The organism is Methanolacinia petrolearia DSM 11571 (assembly GCF_000147875.1).
GTDB lineage: Archaea > Halobacteriota > Methanomicrobia > Methanomicrobiales > Methanomicrobiaceae > Methanolacinia > Methanolacinia petrolearia.
On the sequence record NC_014507.1, the window covers coordinates 436,839 to 451,238 of the forward strand.

Annotated in this window: 14 protein-coding genes and 1 tRNA gene; 9 read left to right on the forward strand and 6 right to left on the reverse strand. The window is 51.6% G+C overall.

Going from position 1 to position 14,400, the window contains the following annotated elements; genetic code table 11:
* Window positions 1-10: 10 nt before the first annotated feature.
* From MPET_RS02160 to MPET_RS02175, 4 genes are all read left to right on the forward strand, one after another.
* Window positions 11-3,886, forward strand: coding sequence for a DNA-directed DNA polymerase II large subunit (locus MPET_RS02160; RefSeq protein ID WP_013328378.1), 3,876 nt, complete (start codon window positions 11-13; stop codon window positions 3,884-3,886).
* Between the two features lie 275 nt (window positions 3,887-4,161).
* On the forward strand, window positions 4,162-4,800 hold the full coding sequence (locus MPET_RS02165) for a class I SAM-dependent methyltransferase (RefSeq protein WP_048130519.1): 639 nt from the start codon (window positions 4,162-4,164) through the stop codon (window positions 4,798-4,800).
* Window positions 4,801-4,891: 91 nt separating this feature from the next.
* The gene (locus MPET_RS02170) at window positions 4,892-6,187 is read left to right on the forward strand and encodes a 4Fe-4S binding protein (protein WP_013328380.1); all 1,296 of its coding nucleotides are present in this window, start codon (window positions 4,892-4,894) and stop codon (window positions 6,185-6,187) included.
* Between the two features lie 36 nt (window positions 6,188-6,223).
* Window positions 6,224-6,305, forward strand: a tRNA-Leu gene (locus MPET_RS02175).
* 60 nt (window positions 6,306-6,365) lie between these two features.
* On the opposite strand, the gene MPET_RS02180 is transcribed toward MPET_RS02175, so the two are convergent.
* Window positions 6,366-6,779, reverse strand: a complete 414-nt coding sequence (locus tag MPET_RS02180; RefSeq protein WP_013328381.1) for a winged helix-turn-helix transcriptional regulator — start codon at window positions 6,777-6,779, stop codon at window positions 6,366-6,368.
* Window positions 6,780-6,914: 135 nt separating this feature from the next.
* Between MPET_RS02180 and MPET_RS15245 the strand changes: the two genes are divergently transcribed.
* From MPET_RS15245 to MPET_RS02190, 3 genes are all read left to right on the forward strand, one after another.
* On the forward strand, window positions 6,915-7,070 hold the full coding sequence (locus MPET_RS15245) for a hypothetical protein (protein ID WP_187287575.1): 156 nt from the start codon (window positions 6,915-6,917) through the stop codon (window positions 7,068-7,070).
* 136 nt (window positions 7,071-7,206) lie between these two features.
* Entirely contained in the window at window positions 7,207-8,136 is a 930-nt protein-coding gene (locus MPET_RS02185) for a daunorubicin resistance protein DrrA family ABC transporter ATP-binding protein (protein WP_013328383.1), read from the forward strand.
* A complete protein-coding gene (locus MPET_RS02190) occupies window positions 8,133-8,888 on the forward strand; it encodes an ABC transporter permease (RefSeq protein ID WP_013328384.1) in 756 nt (251 codons plus the stop codon). Before MPET_RS02185 ends, MPET_RS02190 begins: the two co-directional genes overlap by 4 nt.
* 103 nt (window positions 8,889-8,991) lie before the next feature.
* Here the strand turns inward: MPET_RS02190 and MPET_RS02195 are convergent, their stop codons facing one another.
* Genes MPET_RS02195 through MPET_RS02205 form a run of 3 tightly spaced genes read right to left on the reverse strand, consistent with a single transcriptional unit; the run spans window position 8,992 to window position 10,861 of the window.
* On the reverse strand, window positions 8,992-9,321 hold the full coding sequence (locus MPET_RS02195; protein WP_013328385.1) for a DUF5400 domain-containing protein: 330 nt from the start codon (window positions 9,319-9,321) through the stop codon (window positions 8,992-8,994).
* Between the two features lie 10 nt (window positions 9,322-9,331).
* Entirely contained in the window at window positions 9,332-10,177 is an 846-nt protein-coding gene (locus MPET_RS02200) for a DsrE family protein (RefSeq protein WP_013328386.1), read from the reverse strand.
* 3 nt (window positions 10,178-10,180) lie between these two features.
* Window positions 10,181-10,861 carry a DUF169 domain-containing protein gene (locus tag MPET_RS02205; RefSeq protein ID WP_013328387.1) on the reverse strand — a complete coding sequence of 227 codons (681 nt, stop codon included), beginning with the start codon at window positions 10,859-10,861 and terminating at the stop codon, window positions 10,181-10,183.
* A 189-nt stretch (window positions 10,862-11,050) separates the two neighbouring features.
* On the opposite strand from MPET_RS02205, the gene MPET_RS02210 reads away from it, so the two are divergent.
* Window positions 11,051-12,673, forward strand: coding sequence for a GAF domain-containing protein (locus tag MPET_RS02210; RefSeq protein ID WP_013328388.1), 1,623 nt, complete (start codon window positions 11,051-11,053; stop codon window positions 12,671-12,673).
* An 83-nt stretch (window positions 12,674-12,756) separates the two neighbouring features.
* Here MPET_RS02210 and MPET_RS02215 read toward each other — a convergent pair whose 3' ends face one another.
* Window positions 12,757-13,440, reverse strand: a complete 684-nt coding sequence (locus MPET_RS02215; RefSeq protein WP_013328389.1) for a hypothetical protein — start codon at window positions 13,438-13,440, stop codon at window positions 12,757-12,759.
* Between the two features lie 69 nt (window positions 13,441-13,509).
* Between MPET_RS02215 and MPET_RS02220 the strand changes: the two genes are divergently transcribed.
* Entirely contained in the window at window positions 13,510-13,941 is a 432-nt protein-coding gene (locus MPET_RS02220) for a DUF3795 domain-containing protein (protein WP_013328390.1), read from the forward strand.
* Here the strand turns inward: MPET_RS02220 and MPET_RS02225 are convergent.
* A complete protein-coding gene (locus tag MPET_RS02225; protein ID WP_013328391.1) occupies window positions 13,938-14,390 on the reverse strand; it encodes a pyridoxamine 5'-phosphate oxidase family protein in 453 nt (150 codons plus the stop codon). The two genes, MPET_RS02220 and MPET_RS02225, sit on opposite strands and share 4 nt — an antisense overlap.
* Window positions 14,391-14,400 lie beyond the last annotated feature (10 nt).

Here is a 14,400-nt window from a genome sequence, read left to right on the forward strand (position 1 = left end):
ATAATAGATTATGCAGACCTCGCCGGAGATGAATGCCTATTTTAAATCGCTTCAGACCGGGCTTGAAACCGCAATAAAGGTTGCAAAGCAGGCGCGTCTGAAGGGGATCGATCCGAGGACCAGTGTGGAGATCCCTATTGCAAACGATCTTGCCGACAGGGTCGAGGCACTGCTTGACATCAAAGGAGTAGCGGCGAGACTCCGTGAACTCGGCGAAACGATGTCCCGCGAGGAGGTCGCCCTGAAGATAGGCGACGATTTTATTGCAAAGAAATTCGGCGAGCAGACAAGGGAAGATATCCTCGATCACGCGATAAGAACATCGATGGCTCTCCTGACCGAGGGTGTCGTTGCGGCCCCGACCGAGGGTATAGGAAAGATCGGCGTCGGCAGGAACGACGACGGAACAGAATATTTAAAGATCTATTATGCCGGGCCTATCAGAAGTGCGGGCGGAACGGCCCAGGCTCTCTCTGTTCTCGTCGGGGATTATGTCCGGAAAGGTCTTGGGATGTCCGCGTTTATCCCGAGGGACGAGGAGGTCGAGAGGTATGTCGAGGAGATTAAGAAATACAACAATATCATGAGCCTCCAGTACCTCCCGCCGGACGACGATCTCAGGTATATCGTCAGGAACTGTCCTGTCTGCGTCGACGGCGAGCCGACGGAGAAGGTCGAGGTCTCGGGTTTCAGGAACCTCGAACGCATTGAGACCAATGTCGTCAGGGGCGGTATGGCTCTCGTGGTTGCGGAGGGAATGGGGCTTAAGGCCCCGAAGATCCAGAAGGTCGTCCGCAAGGTCAGGATGGAGGGCTGGGAATGGCTCGACAAACTCGTATCGGGCGGTACTTCTTCTGCCGGCAAAGAGGGGGCAAAAGAGGAGAAGGACGAGGGATTCCACCTCAAGCCCAAGGACAAATATATCAAGGATCTTATCGGTGGAAGACCGGTCTTCTCCTACCCGATGAAAGCCGGCGGTTTCAGGCTGAGATACGGCCGTTCGAGAAATACCGGATTTGCGGCTGCAGGATTCAATCCTTCAACTCTCCATATACTCGGCGACTTCCTTGCGGTCGGCACCCAGATGAAGGTCGAGCGTCCCGGGAAGGCGGCGGGAGTAGTCCCGGTCGATACTGTCGAAGGGCCGACCGTTCGTCTCACCAACGGGGACGTGATGAGGATCGACACGATAGAGGATGCGCTGAAGTACGGTCCGCAGGTCGAAAGAATCATCGATGTCGGCGAGATGCTCGTTTCATACGGTGAATTCCTCGAGAACAACCACAACCTCGTTCCGTCCGCATACTGCCACGAGTGGTGGATGCTCGAAGGCGGTGAAAGGCGGCCGGAGAACATGATGGAAGCGGTCGAGATGGCCGTGTCCGGTGCATATCTTCATCCGGATTATACATATATCTGGGACGATATCTCCGTTGAAGATGTAATCGCCCTTGCAGATGCAGTGTCTGCCGAAGGAGAGATCAAGGAAGGCGTCCTGTATCTCCCCGGCGATTTTTCGCTGAAGAGCACTCTTGAAATTCTCCTCCTTCCCCATAAAGTTCGTGAGGGAAAGATCGTTATCGAATCCCCGATCGTCTTTCTCGCATGCCTGGGCCTTACGATGAATCTCGAGAAGAGAGAAACCCGCGAACACCTTCCCGAATGCAAAAACGGTCTTGAGGCGGCATCATGTCTCTCCGGATTTAAGATGCGCTCCAAGGCGGGTACGAGAATCGGCGGAAGGATGGGCCGCCCGGGAAAGTCCAAACCCCGTAAGATGAATCCTCCACCAAACGGACTCTTCCCTGTCGGCGACGAGGGCGGATCGAGGCGCTCTTTCCAGGAGGCCTCCAAGTCGAAGGAGAACAGGCAGGGGGGACTTATAACCGCCGAGATGGGTCTTCGCCGGTGCCCTTCGTGCAAAAAGATAACATACAAGAATATCTGCGAGTGCGGGACCCATACCGAACCCGAGTATGTATGCCCTAAGTGCGGAAGGAACGTTGTAGGCGGGAAATGTCCTGTCTGCGGGATGGAGGGAGTTTGCAGCCAGCAGGTCCAGATCGACGTAAAGGCTGAGTATGATTCCGCCCTGAAAAATGTCGGTATGATAAGGGATATGGAGCCCAAGCTGGTAAAAGGCGTAAAGGGTATGATGTCGAAGGAGAGGTGTGCCGAACCGCTGGAAAAGGCGGTATTACGTGCTGCAAACGAACTATACGTGTTCAAGGACGGAACCCTCCGCTACGATATGATCGACCTGCCGCTCACGCATTTCAAACCGAAGGAGATCGGGACTTCGGTTGAAAGGCTGATAGAACTTGGTTATCCTAAGGATGTCTACGGGAAACCTCTCGAATCCGAAGATCAGGTACTTGAGCTCAAATGCCAGGACATTCTTGTCTCCGAAGACTGCGGGGAATGGCTCCTGAAGGTTGCGATGTTTATCGACGAGATGCTCGGAAAGCTCTACGATCTTCCTCCCTACTATAATGCGGAGAAGAAAGAGGACATCGTCGGCCGCCTGCTCATGGGGCTTGCTCCGCATACGAGTGCCGGGGTTCTGGTGAGGCTTCTCGGTTTTTCGAAGGCATTTGTCGGATACGGCCACCCGTATTTCCACGCGGCAAAGAGGAGAAACTGCTTCCAGGGCGAGACCGAGATCACGGTCTATGACAATGAGAAGTGGCAGACGCTTCCGATACGGAAGTTCGTACTCGAGAACTTCGATATCTCGAAGACCAACTTCGATCTCGTCGGGACATACTATTCCGATCCATCAAAGACCTTCTGGGTCCATTCGCTCGATATCTCCGGTGCGGTCAGGATGAGGCGGGTCACTTCGGTATCAGTCCACAGGTCTCCGAAGACTCTAATCAGGTTCGAGACCTCGCGTGGAAGATCGGTAACCGTTACCCCCGAACACACGATGCTTGTCTGCGATCTTGCATACCAGCGGAGGGTTAAGGCCCTTGAGTTAAAGGAAGGAGATTTCGTCCCGATATTCGAGGGCACCTGCATGATAAACGACAGGATTGTCGGGCGCGACATCCTCGAGTCCGCCGAGGACTATGTGTTCTGCATGACCGTGGACCAGGATCACAATCTTCCTGCAAACGGTATTTTCACGGGGCAATGCGACGGCGACGAGGACTGCGTGATGCTCCTTCTCGACGGCCTGATCAACTTCTCCAAGTGCTTCCTCCCCGAGACGAGGGGCGGATCGATGGACGCCCCGCTCGTCCTGACGAGCAGGATAGATCCTTCCGAGGTTGACGGAGAGTGCCACAATGTGGATGCATGTCCGTCTTACCCGCTCGAACTCTATCTCGAAGCCCTGAAATATACGCATCCCAAGGATCTTGAAAAGAAGATCGACCATGTCGCCCTCCGGTTGGGGACACCGGGGCAGTATGAAGGGATCATGTTCACCCACGATACAACCGACATATCGGCGGGCCCGCTCATATCCTCTTATAATACATTAAAAACGATGACCGACAAACTCGAGGCCGAACTTGAACTTGGAAAGATCATACGAGCGGTCGATGCCGACGATGTCGCGGAGAGGGTGCTCAATACGCATTTCATACGCGATATTATGGGCAACCTTAATTCTTTTTCAAAACAGTCGATGCGCTGCACTAAGTGCAATGCGAAGTACAGGAGGATGCCGCTTTCGGGGAAGTGCAGGTGCGGGAATAAGGTGATCCCGACCGTCCACGAGGGGTCGGTCAAGAAATACCTTGAGATGTCACAGAAGATGTGCGATGAATATAATGTATCCGAATATACGAGGCAGAGGGTGGAGGTACTCTCGATGGCAGTCCTTTCGACCTTCGGCGAACCGCCCGAGAAGCAGATGGGTCTGGCGGATTTTATGTGATTTTTATAACCCTCTTTCGTATACCGGGATAACTGGCTGGATGATGGGTTGGTGTGATTGGTATCTCCATTACTGTCGCATTGCCCTGTGGCACATTTCAGGTTAGGTTTCTCGTCACATCTTCCTGCCGGAAGGAGACCGGCAAATGTAGAATATACGGTCTGTTTATTAAATCTGACGCAAATAAATGCTATAATCTCTTTTCTGCTATATAGATTTATATTGCAGGGCTATACTGCTGCATTGATATGGTCCGGGGACGAAAATGAGTGTTTATGGCAGGAGCAAAAGATTACGACGAGATCGCGTTAAAGTGTGTTCCATACCACGATGCTTTTTTCGGAACTGTTCTGGATTTCATCTTCCCGGAGGATAAGAAGATCCTTGAGCTTGCGTGCGGCACCGGAATCCTTACGGAGATGATCGCCGGAAAATGCCCGGGTGCAGATATTTCCTGTGTCGATTCGGACGGATCTATGATCGAAAAAGCCGGTGAAAAACCTGCACTTTCCGGTGTCAGGTTCATTGAAGGTGATATGAGAGATTGTTCCGGGAGCGGTTATGATGCGGTCGTTATTACACAGGCGATTTTTTTCATCGATGATTCCGACAGGAAGATTCTTGTTGCAAAGATCCGCGACATGCTTAAAGAGGGCGGCAGGTTCATCTCCGGCGATATGTTCGTCCCGGGTACAGAATTTGAAAAGGAGTTATACAAAAAGAACTGGATTGACCTGATGCTCTCAAACGGACTCTCCCTTTCCGAAGCGGAGAATATGATCGCGCCTCTCGATGATTTTTGCGGGAAGAATACTATTGAATCCTTTTCCTCAGAGCTTAAGAAAGCGGGTTTTAGCAGGGTGATTGTTCCCTACAGGTCGGGATATTATGGGGTTGTTGTAGGCTACAAATAGGGATGATGTAAAAAATATTGCACCAATTGTAATGTTTATACTACATTGATTCCTATTTAAATGAAAGAAATTTTTCAGTGTAAATCCGAGTATGGCAGGAAAAAGAATCAGAAGGATAATCCCTGCGGCTGCAGGGGCTGCGGGTCTTGCAGTGCCGGCATGTGCGGCGGTATGCCCCAAGGGTATCGGAGACTGTCCTTATCCGGGGCGCTGCTTCCTTTATGTAGACTCCAACGGGGATTCCATCTGCGATTATACGCCCGGTGATACATCCCAGGTGGCAACCGATGCCGATCCTGTTACGGTAACAAACAGTTCAGCAACCGATTCAGGTAACAGGCACAGGGGAGGATCTGCGGCGGATACCGTGCAGTCGACTGTATCGCCGTCAGGGGGGCCTGAATCCTCACCTGAATCGGGCCTGAATCCGCTTTTGCTTACTGCCGCAGGGCTGTTTGTTGCCGGTGTCCTGATCCTTTCAGCATATTTCATCCTGAGATATCTAAAGAGAGAAAACCCTTTGCTTTACAGCAGGTTATTCCTGTATGCCGGGATGGTTCCGCTTCTTCTTGCAATTCTCATAGTCCTTAACGATCCTGAGTCTTTTGGTATCAGCGGCACATTTGCCGATATGGCGGAGCGCTATTCGGGGATAGTGTATATGTTCGGTGGAGCTCTTGTCATGGCCGGCCTTTGGCTCAAAAACGGTGTTTCGAGGGAGATGACAATCTCGGTTTTGATACTTACCATTGCGGCAGGCTTCCTCCTGGTGCTCCCGATAGCACCGGACGGTTTCTATTCGGTGGTTTCGGGCCTGACTACTCTCCAGTTCGCGGGGATCGGTTTTGTCGGGCTTGTCCTGCTGGTATGTATTTCGCTGATATTCGGGCGGGTCTTCTGTGCGCATATGTGCCCGGCGGGGGCGGTCCAGGAGCTCCTATCAAGACTACCGCTGCCGAAACTGGAGATCCGTGACAGGCGTATTCCGAATGCCGTACGGCTGATTGTATTTATCGTTCTTATAGCTGGTGCGCTGTTTTCGATAAATACATTCGAATACATCGGTGTTTCGCACTTCTTTGCGATGATATTTTCAGCTGCCGCAGTGGTGTTTGCAGTCATACTGGTTCTTTCGCTGTTTGTTTACAGGCCGTTCTGCACTTTCCTGTGCCCGTATGGCCTTGTGTTCTCGATGGCCTCCCGTTTCGGGAGATTCGGGCTTAAGAGGACCGAAGACTGCATCGACTGCGGGAAATGCGAGAGAGTTTGCCCGACGGTTGAAGCAGGGAGGGATGGCAGGAAAGCGGAGTGCTATCTCTGCGGAAGATGTATTGAGGTCTGTCCGAAAGATTCGGCAATAGTCTTCGGGAAGAGAAGCGAGCCTTAAATTAGTGAAAGGATAAATAATGAAACTGCATTTTCTGCGAGGGTAGCCAAGTGGTCAACGGCGCTCGACTCAAGATCGAGTCCTTAGTGGTTCGCGGGTTCGACTCCCTCCCCTCGCATTTTTATTTTTGAGATTTCTTCACGATCACCGTAACAATGAGATTGGACTTCTCCAAAAATCACTCGTTCCCTGATTTCTCTCCCTCGCCAGAAGAGTGTCTTGAGGGACAACAGGAACTCCGGCACTTCAGCGTGCATTTCTTTTCATGAAGGTTGTCCCTCTTCTCGGCCCATTTGACCAGGGGGATGATAACTTCGCAGAGTTCTTTTCCGTCGTCGGTCAGTGAATATTCGACGCGGGGAGGGATTTCGGGAAATGACTCCCTCTCTACCAGACCTGTTCTCTGTAGCTCTTTTAAGAGGTCTGTCAGCGTTTTCGGGCTTATTCCGTCCAGTATATTCATAAGGTCGTTGAATCGTAGTTTTTCGTGATGCCCGAGGATTGTGATGAGCAGAATGGCCCATTTTTTGGATATTGTGGTAATGATCCCTTCGAGCGGGCAGAGGCAGATCCTGTTACTATCGTGGTGCATAGTCACTTCATTACTATAAACTTAATAGAATTAATACTTTCCAAAATATTGTAATTATATACAAATGACAGGGAGGTGAAATAAGCGATGTGTATGCCAATTCAGAATTCGCAATGTCATGGTCACGGGCATTGCATGGGTCCTGATCGCGGTCACGGACACCGTTCCTGCGATTGCATGCAGATGCTCTCAGTTGAAGACGAGATCAAATCACTGGAGAATGCAAAGCAGCGGACGCAGGCCAGACTCGATATGATCGAGAAGAAGATCGGGGAACTCAGGAAAATATAATTTACACGAAAAAAGGCTGATGCCCCGGACCTGTCCGGGTCTTCATTTGAGTGGGGACAGATAACATGGAGATTCATTTCAACAGAAACAGGATAGTTCCCGTGATGCGGAACGGTTACGGGAGGGGTGATGTAGTGTGAGCGGGGTGATCGAAGTCAGGGATCTGACAAAGACCTTCGGTTCCACCGTCGCCGTAGATCATATCTCATTCTCTGTAAAGGAGGGGGAGATCCTGGGTTTTCTCGGCCCTAACGGTGCGGGCAAGACAACCACAACTCGTATGCTGACCGGCGTGATCCCTCCTGTGTCCGGTACTGTGACAATCCTCGGGCACGATATATGGCGTGAACCGGTGCTGGCCAAACAGGGATTCGGGGTGGTTCCCGAGATTTCTAACGCCTATACTGATCTTACAGCCTGGCGGAACCTTCAGTTGATGGGTGACCTCTATGGTCTTTCGCGTGACCTTGCTGACCGGCGTGCGACGGAGCTTCTCGGTACACTCGGACTCCTGGACCGAAAGGATCAGAAGGTTCAGGCATACTCGAAAGGCATGAAGCAGCGACTCGTTCTTGCGATGGCTCTTCCCCATGAGCCCCGACTTCTCTTCCTTGACGAACCAACGAGCGGGCTCGACGTGCAGAGCACACGGCTGATCCTCACTCTGCTGCGAAAATTGAACAGGGACGGGACAACTATCTTCCTCACAACGCATAACATGGAAGAGGCAAATCTGCTCTGTGATCGGATTGCAATTATCCGGGCCGGTAAACTTGTGGCGGTCGATGCCCCGGAAAAGCTCAAGACAGAGATTGATCGTGTGCACAGGGTAGAGGTGAGCTTTGACCGGGAAGTGCCTGATGATGAGATCTGTGGACTGTTGGGAGTGACCGGTGCGGAGCGGACCGGAGACAAGTGGCAGATCGTGACAGAAAACCCGGATGCCGCTATCCGCTCTCTGGTGGCATTCAGCCGTCAGCATGGGGCGGCGATCGTGACGCTCGTAACTCATGCACCCACTCTGGATGAGGCGTTCCTCAGGCTGACAGGGGAGATGGAATCGTGAACCCGGCGGGAGTGCCGGAACAACTCCGGCGGGCATGGGCCATAGCTAAAAAAGACATCCTTATTTATTATTTTAAGGGGCCTGTCCTGATCTTCGGGGTTTTCATGCCGGTATTTCTTTTCCTCGCGTTCCTCATGGGGGGTCGTCAGCTTCCGCTGGAATTCCTCGTCTCAGGACTCATCGGCATGACCCTCTTTTTTACGGCCACCGCAGTTTCGCCTGCGATATTTCCGTGGGAGGGGCAGGCAAAGACCCTTGAACGGCTGGCTTCATGCCCGGTCTCCACCGGGACAATTGTCTTTGGCGACATGCTCGCTTCACTCATCTTCGGGATCGGAATAACGGCTGTCACTGTCATCATCGGTATCGCTCTTGGGCTTCCTCTGCTCCACGGCATTGTCCTTGTTGCCGGAATCGTAATCTCGGCGTTTTGTTTCTCGGCGATAGGAATGCTACTCGCTGTACCTCCCACGAATGTGCCATCGAATATAATGATGCTGACTTCGCTCATCAAGTTCCCACTCATATTTGTATCTGGGATTTTTGTTCCCCTGGAGCAACTGCCTTACTGGGGTGTGGCACTGGCGGCGTGCTCTCCCCTCACCTACTTTACTGATCTTGTCCGCTACTCGTTCACGGATGCACATTTCTTCCCGGTTCTAACCGATTTGGCAGTGCTGACTGTGTTCACCTTTTTTTTTACGATAATGGCGATGGCATTGCACAAGATGACGATGCCACGGAGAATGTAGGGTAGAGAGAATAAGTCTAAAAGTGTGTTGTTAAATGTGTTTTAATCCTGTGGGGAGAGATTTGGATTTGTTTTTGTTATCCAAAAAATCAAAAAGGGAATTTTTACATCAGCACTGCTGCAAGGGCGAGCACCGGCAGCATCGTCATGAGGGCAAGGTGCGGTGCGTAGCCCGGGGATGTCTGGATCGAGTATTTCAGTGTCGGCCAGATCTGCGTGTATGCCGTAATCGTCGCCAGGATCTGGAGGACGGCGGCTGCAAGGACTGTTGTCGTGAGACCTGTCGCAATCGCTGCAATGGTTGCAATGAAGGCGAGCATCAGAAACCCGAAGTGCACTGCAAGACGCATCCCGATCATCCGGAAGGTGATGAATCCCGTAGTTATGCTGCTCAGCAGGATCGCCAGGGTAATAACAAGGTATGTGTATTCCATCTATTTCGCCTCAGAAGTTGACCACCGCGTTGGCAGGATTGCTGATCAGGTCGATATATGTCGCAGCTCCTGCGATTTTCATGCCCTCGACGAGATTGCCTTCGTTTATGCCGCGGAACTGTGCCGAAAGCTCGCAGACGTATACTTTCGTACCTCCTTCGATGACCTCGTTCATGAGACTGTCGAGCCGGTCGAAGGAAGGATGTTTCACGCCTGTCGCCGCTCCCTTCTTCGCCATGCTTGCGCCGTCCATGAGCAGGAAGATGGTCACCGTCTTTCCCATCGAAAGTGCCACCTTCGAGAAAAGGAAGGTTGCATAGGCTCTTTCGGCGTTGCTGATCCCGTTGCTCTGGATGATCACCACGGAATCAAGGTTTGCTGCCAAGGCTGACGCTTCTCCTGCGGCAGGACGTTCTGCCTTTTCCGCGATAAGGTAGTGGCGATCGCCTTCGCCCCCCTCTTCGATCACGCGGGAACCGCCCGATGTTACTGCACGGGCGATATCTTCGAGAGTGGATCCGTTCGCACACTTCACCTTCAGTCTCTCCCCGATCCCGAGCGATTCGAGAATGTTTCCGACTGTGATGGCAGGGCCGGGGCAGGTATCGCCTGTAACGTCGACCTCCTGCATCTTCGTGCCGTGGGGAGTCATCCGCACCTCGACATCGCCGCCGTTCTTTCCGGTCTCAAGGTTGTATCCGAACTTTTCCGCGACTGCATCCATGCCTTTTTCCGCACCCGGACTGAGGAGGAACCGGATCTCTTCATCCGGTTCTGCGGAATGCCTGATTACATTTGCGGCAAGGATCGAGGCGTTGGGAGATTTAATCCCGCGTGCCGGGATTGTCTTCACCATGTTTCACCCCCACTTCTCTGCAAACAATTTGAGTGCCTCGATTATATCCGGGAGATCTTTCGGCGGGATTCCGAGGATGACCTCGTCTTCCGCGATCCCGGAGTTCTTCCTCGAACCGTTGCACCCGAGCGTCATGTTCGGAACTCCGCGCTGCTTCACGGCGACAACTGCGTCTGCACAGATCGACTGGATGCCCGAGTAATCGCTCGAAATCCTGCCGCCGGTCGCATAGAGGTACGCCTGGCTGAGCCTGAGTGCCTGTCTCGGTGTTGCAACTATGACTACAACGTCAGGCTCGAACTCCGCCGATTCGAAAGGTGAGTAGACCGACGCGTAGGACTCTGTAGTGCATTTCGGGATGGCGGAAACTGTGTCGAGCGCTCCTTCGGCTGTCTTGAAGTTGCCGAGCGTATGATACATTTTGCCTGTCGAGACCGCCTCGGGAAGAGGCTCGATTCCCATTACGCCTGCCCCGCCCTTGCAGAGGTGTTCGTCGCGTGTTGCATATCCTTTCATTCCCTGAAGCCTTGCATCCTGTACGAACTGGCAGTGCCTGCTCTTCTCCCGGATCTTCTGGTATCCGGCGGGCACGTCCGCCTGTGTCTCTGCGATCTTTACGGCGACAGGACTTCCCTTCAGCCCCAACAGTTCTATCAATTCTTTTCCGGTTGTTTCGTATGACATGTTTTTTTCCTCCGGTCGATACCAGGATTGCTGCACCTGTTTTGTCGACTTAGTATAACTATATTGTATAGTATAAAATATATCAATGTTGCGATTGTTGCCTTGTTTACCATACTTTCTATATGTAGAATGGCATTTCATGCCGTGATATGTTTATCATCTTCTGGCGAATTATACTATGTAGTATAAATGGCTTCTACGAGAATTGAGAATCTTGCCGGGACCGAGCACCTGATTGTCACGTACCTGCGATCGCATCTGCCCGAGGAGTGTATGCTCGACAAGATATCCATGGGAATCGGGAAAAGCCGGGCGACCGTCCTTAAATATCTCTGGACACTTCATGCGAAGGGAATCATCGATTACCGTGAGATTGGGCGTAACAAGCTATGGATGATGAAACAGCCGCAGGAAGCGGGTACTGAAACAATCATCCGCGAGGAGCCTGAGAGCAGACCTCCGGGTGTCCGGACGACTGCGCAGGCCGCATTCGAACTCCACAATCTTCTTCTTAGGGAAGCAGAACTCCGTGACTCGCTGGACCTCCCGGAGACCGCAGTCCTTACAATAGGAGAAGATCTTTTTATAATCGCAAGAAACAGGCTCTTTGAATCGCTTTTCCCTGCGGCAGAAAAGTTTTCCGACCTTGTACACCAGTCCCAGGCTGCAAAACTAGAAAATCTCTGCCGGTCGGCGAATGCAGGCACCCCTGCCTCTATTGAACTCGACCTGCTTGAGAGGGCCGGGATATACCGTTCATATCGTTTTACCCTTGTTCCCGCCGGTCCCGCAGATTCGGCAGGCGCACGTGTTCTTATCGGGGAAGACCTATCAGGCGGGAGAAGGACACGGCGGCATCTCGAATCTCTCCTCTATATCATAAGAACGGCTGCAACTGCACAGAATGAAGAAGACCTTCTCCGTGAAACTCTCCGGGGAGTAAGGGAGAATCTGGTCCCCTTCGTCCACGGGAGTATCGTCATGGCCGACATGCACGTAGCCTTCACTACTGCATCACTCTCAGGCGAACTGCTGCAGGACTTATCTCCACTTCTCGAACACTGTATGACTTCGCTTGAGACGGTATCCGAAGAAAGGGGTGACGGGACATTCCGCTATGCAGTCGCAGTCCCGATCATCGACGAAGAACAGGCCACCGGTGCGATGCTGCTTCTGACGGAGTCTTCGATCAGTGCAACCGAGGTGGAGAACATAGAGATCGTCGCGGACGAGATCGCAAGCGCCCTCCGGATGCAGCGGCTCGACCGGGAAAGGGCGGAGTTCGTCAATACGCTCCTTGCGATGAACTCCATCTCTACTATCCTGAATACGGCCACCGACGAGGAAGCGATCCTGGAGAAATCGATCGAGGCAGTCATTAATACCCTGGGTTTTGATATGGGCTGTATCTACCTTAAAGACGATGCTGAGGGAATGGTGCCGCGGGTCCAGCGGAACATGCCCGAACATCTCAGGAAGATGTGTATAGCCGGAATCTACGACGGCCTGTTCGATCGCGTGTTCCGTGACCAGACCCTTGTCTATGTAGTACCGGGGATGCCGGAGTATGAGGATCTGGTCCCCCGTGCCATCCGGGAGAACGGAGTCCGGACGCTGTTGATCCTGCCGATAAAAGTTGGCGATCAGATCGTCGGGCTGGTTAATATGGGCAGCCGGGCGGAGAAGCACTATACACAGACAAGTCTTGATAATCTCTTATCCATCGGGCTCCAGCTCGGCATCGCTCTCGAAAGATCGAGGCTTGCCAGCGCTCTTGGTGAAGCCGGCGGAGAGAGTAAAAAAGGAGAGTAGACCGCGGGAGAGAAAATATTCTTCCCGCCGGCTGATATGTTAATAGATTAACATATGGCAACTTTTCCCTGCGATTAATAAAATCAATGATATTCCGGAATCCCGTCAAACCATTGATCGAAAGATTCCATAATCTCTTCATCCTGGTAATAGAAGACAACCTGGTGATTATGGAATACAAAATATGCTTCTTCCCCTGAGTCGTAACTGCAATTCAGGTAGCAGAAATATTCAAATTCATCATAGACGGGGATGCAGTCTCCACCGAAAATCTGCTCCAGTTCCGGGTTTCCGGCCATGAACAATGTGACATTATAGCATTCCCCTGGGGAGTAGCATTTGTATTCGGTCTCTCCCGTAATCTCACCGCTATCGTTCACAAAGTCGAAGTATAATTTGTAATATTCCTTGTAGACTGATATTTCACCGGCACCTGTCGGATTGTCGTCGATAAAAGATACGATCGGGCCGAGGAAATCATCTAAGCTTATGATGCCGTTTTCGTAATTCCTGAGTTCATATGTAGTATTGTATGAATCTATATATCCCTGGAAATCCTGAAAATCGGTGTTGTTGCTTACTCTTTGTATATTGTTCCATTCAGTAATTGTCGGGTCGGATAAATCAAGAGTGTTCTTTACCGATTCATTCGATGAAGGCATTTCATTGCCTGAATCCCCGTCACCTATGACAATAATTCCCGCAAGAAGGCACAGAAGAAACAGGAGGATAAAGATTACACCAGCCATGATGTGCGTATTTTTCATAAACAGGATCTTTACGAGAAGATCATAGAAGGAATTTTTTATTTGTTCTCCTGATGAGCACCCTTCTATATGCGGTCAGGAGGAAGAGTTAACAGGCTGATTGTTATATTAACTGTGATGAACGCCGGCTGTGAAGACCCCGCGAGGTATATCGGGTGCTGCGGTGCGTACTGCAAAACATGCAGGGCTCTTGCAGAAGGCACATGCAGGGGCTGTAAACCCGGTTACGATAAAGGTGAACGGGATATCAGGAAGGCGAGGTGCAGGATCAAGGTCTGCTGCTTTGGTGAGAAGAAGTTTGAAACATGCGCCGACTGCCCTGATTACGATGCCTGCGATGTAATATCCGTTTTTCACAATAAGAAAGGCTACAAATACATAAAATATCATGAGTCGCTTGAATTCATCCGAAAGAATGGTTATGATGAGTTCATTGAGGCGGCCGGCAAATGGAAAGGAGCGTACGGCAGGCTGCCACGGACGCTTTCTCCGGAAGACTAGTCGATCAGGTTCTTCCTGCCGGTCATCTCCTTTACGGCTATCCTGATAACGGCAAGCCCCCCGGTATTCAGGCTTCTTGGATCGTAATTCCCGCCGTGGTAACGCCCGGCGATAACAGCGAGCCCTTCCCTGATCTCTTCTTCATCTTCAAGAATCGTCGCCGTTCCGGAACCTGTGACGCTTTCGTATTTCATATCGTATGAACACGGGCGATCCGATGGAACCAGTCCGTAATATGCGTCCGCTTCAAAACAGACATTTGGGTTTACCTTCAGGATCTCGATCTTCTTGCCTTTTTTCGAACTGTGGAGGTATATCGCCCCGTCTTTGTACCCGAATGCCATAGGAACTATGTAGGGATCTTTGTCCCTACACACGCCGAGCCTCAGGTACGGCGAGTTCAGCAAAATCTCTTCAATCTCCTTTTTATCTGTTATGACTTCTCCCATTATTCGTTCT

What these genes read in the sequence shown, in the direction of transcription:
- MPET_RS02195 (WP_013328385.1), bottom strand. Translation starts at nt 9,321, where the DNA reads ATGGAATACACATACCTTGTTATTACCCTGGCGATCCTGCTGAGCAGC.
- MPET_RS02215 (WP_013328389.1), bottom strand. Translation starts at nt 13,440, where the DNA reads ATGAAAAATACGCACATCATGGCTGGTGTAATCTTTATCCTCCTGTTT.
- MPET_RS02160 (WP_013328378.1), top strand. Translation starts at nt 11, where the DNA reads ATGCAGACCTCGCCGGAGATGAATGCCTATTTTAAATCGCTTCAGACC.
- MPET_RS02210 (WP_013328388.1), top strand. Translation starts at nt 11,051, where the DNA reads ATGGCTTCTACGAGAATTGAGAATCTTGCCGGGACCGAGCACCTGATT.
- MPET_RS15245 (WP_187287575.1), top strand. Translation starts at nt 6,915, where the DNA reads ATGGGTCCTGATCGCGGTCACGGACACCGTTCCTGCGATTGCATGCAG.
- MPET_RS02180 (WP_013328381.1), bottom strand. Translation starts at nt 6,779, where the DNA reads ATGCACCACGATAGTAACAGGATCTGCCTCTGCCCGCTCGAAGGGATC.
- MPET_RS02165 (WP_048130519.1), top strand. Translation starts at nt 4,162, where the DNA reads ATGGCAGGAGCAAAAGATTACGACGAGATCGCGTTAAAGTGTGTTCCA.
- MPET_RS02200 (WP_013328386.1), bottom strand. Translation starts at nt 10,177, where the DNA reads ATGGTGAAGACAATCCCGGCACGCGGGATTAAATCTCCCAACGCCTCG.
- MPET_RS02220 (WP_013328390.1), top strand. Translation starts at nt 13,510, where the DNA reads ATGCGGTCAGGAGGAAGAGTTAACAGGCTGATTGTTATATTAACTGTG.
- MPET_RS02225 (WP_013328391.1), bottom strand. Translation starts at nt 14,390, where the DNA reads ATGGGAGAAGTCATAACAGATAAAAAGGAGATTGAAGAGATTTTGCTG.
- MPET_RS02205 (WP_013328387.1), bottom strand. Translation starts at nt 10,861, where the DNA reads ATGTCATACGAAACAACCGGAAAAGAATTGATAGAACTGTTGGGGCTG.
- MPET_RS02170 (WP_013328380.1), top strand. Translation starts at nt 4,892, where the DNA reads ATGGCAGGAAAAAGAATCAGAAGGATAATCCCTGCGGCTGCAGGGGCT.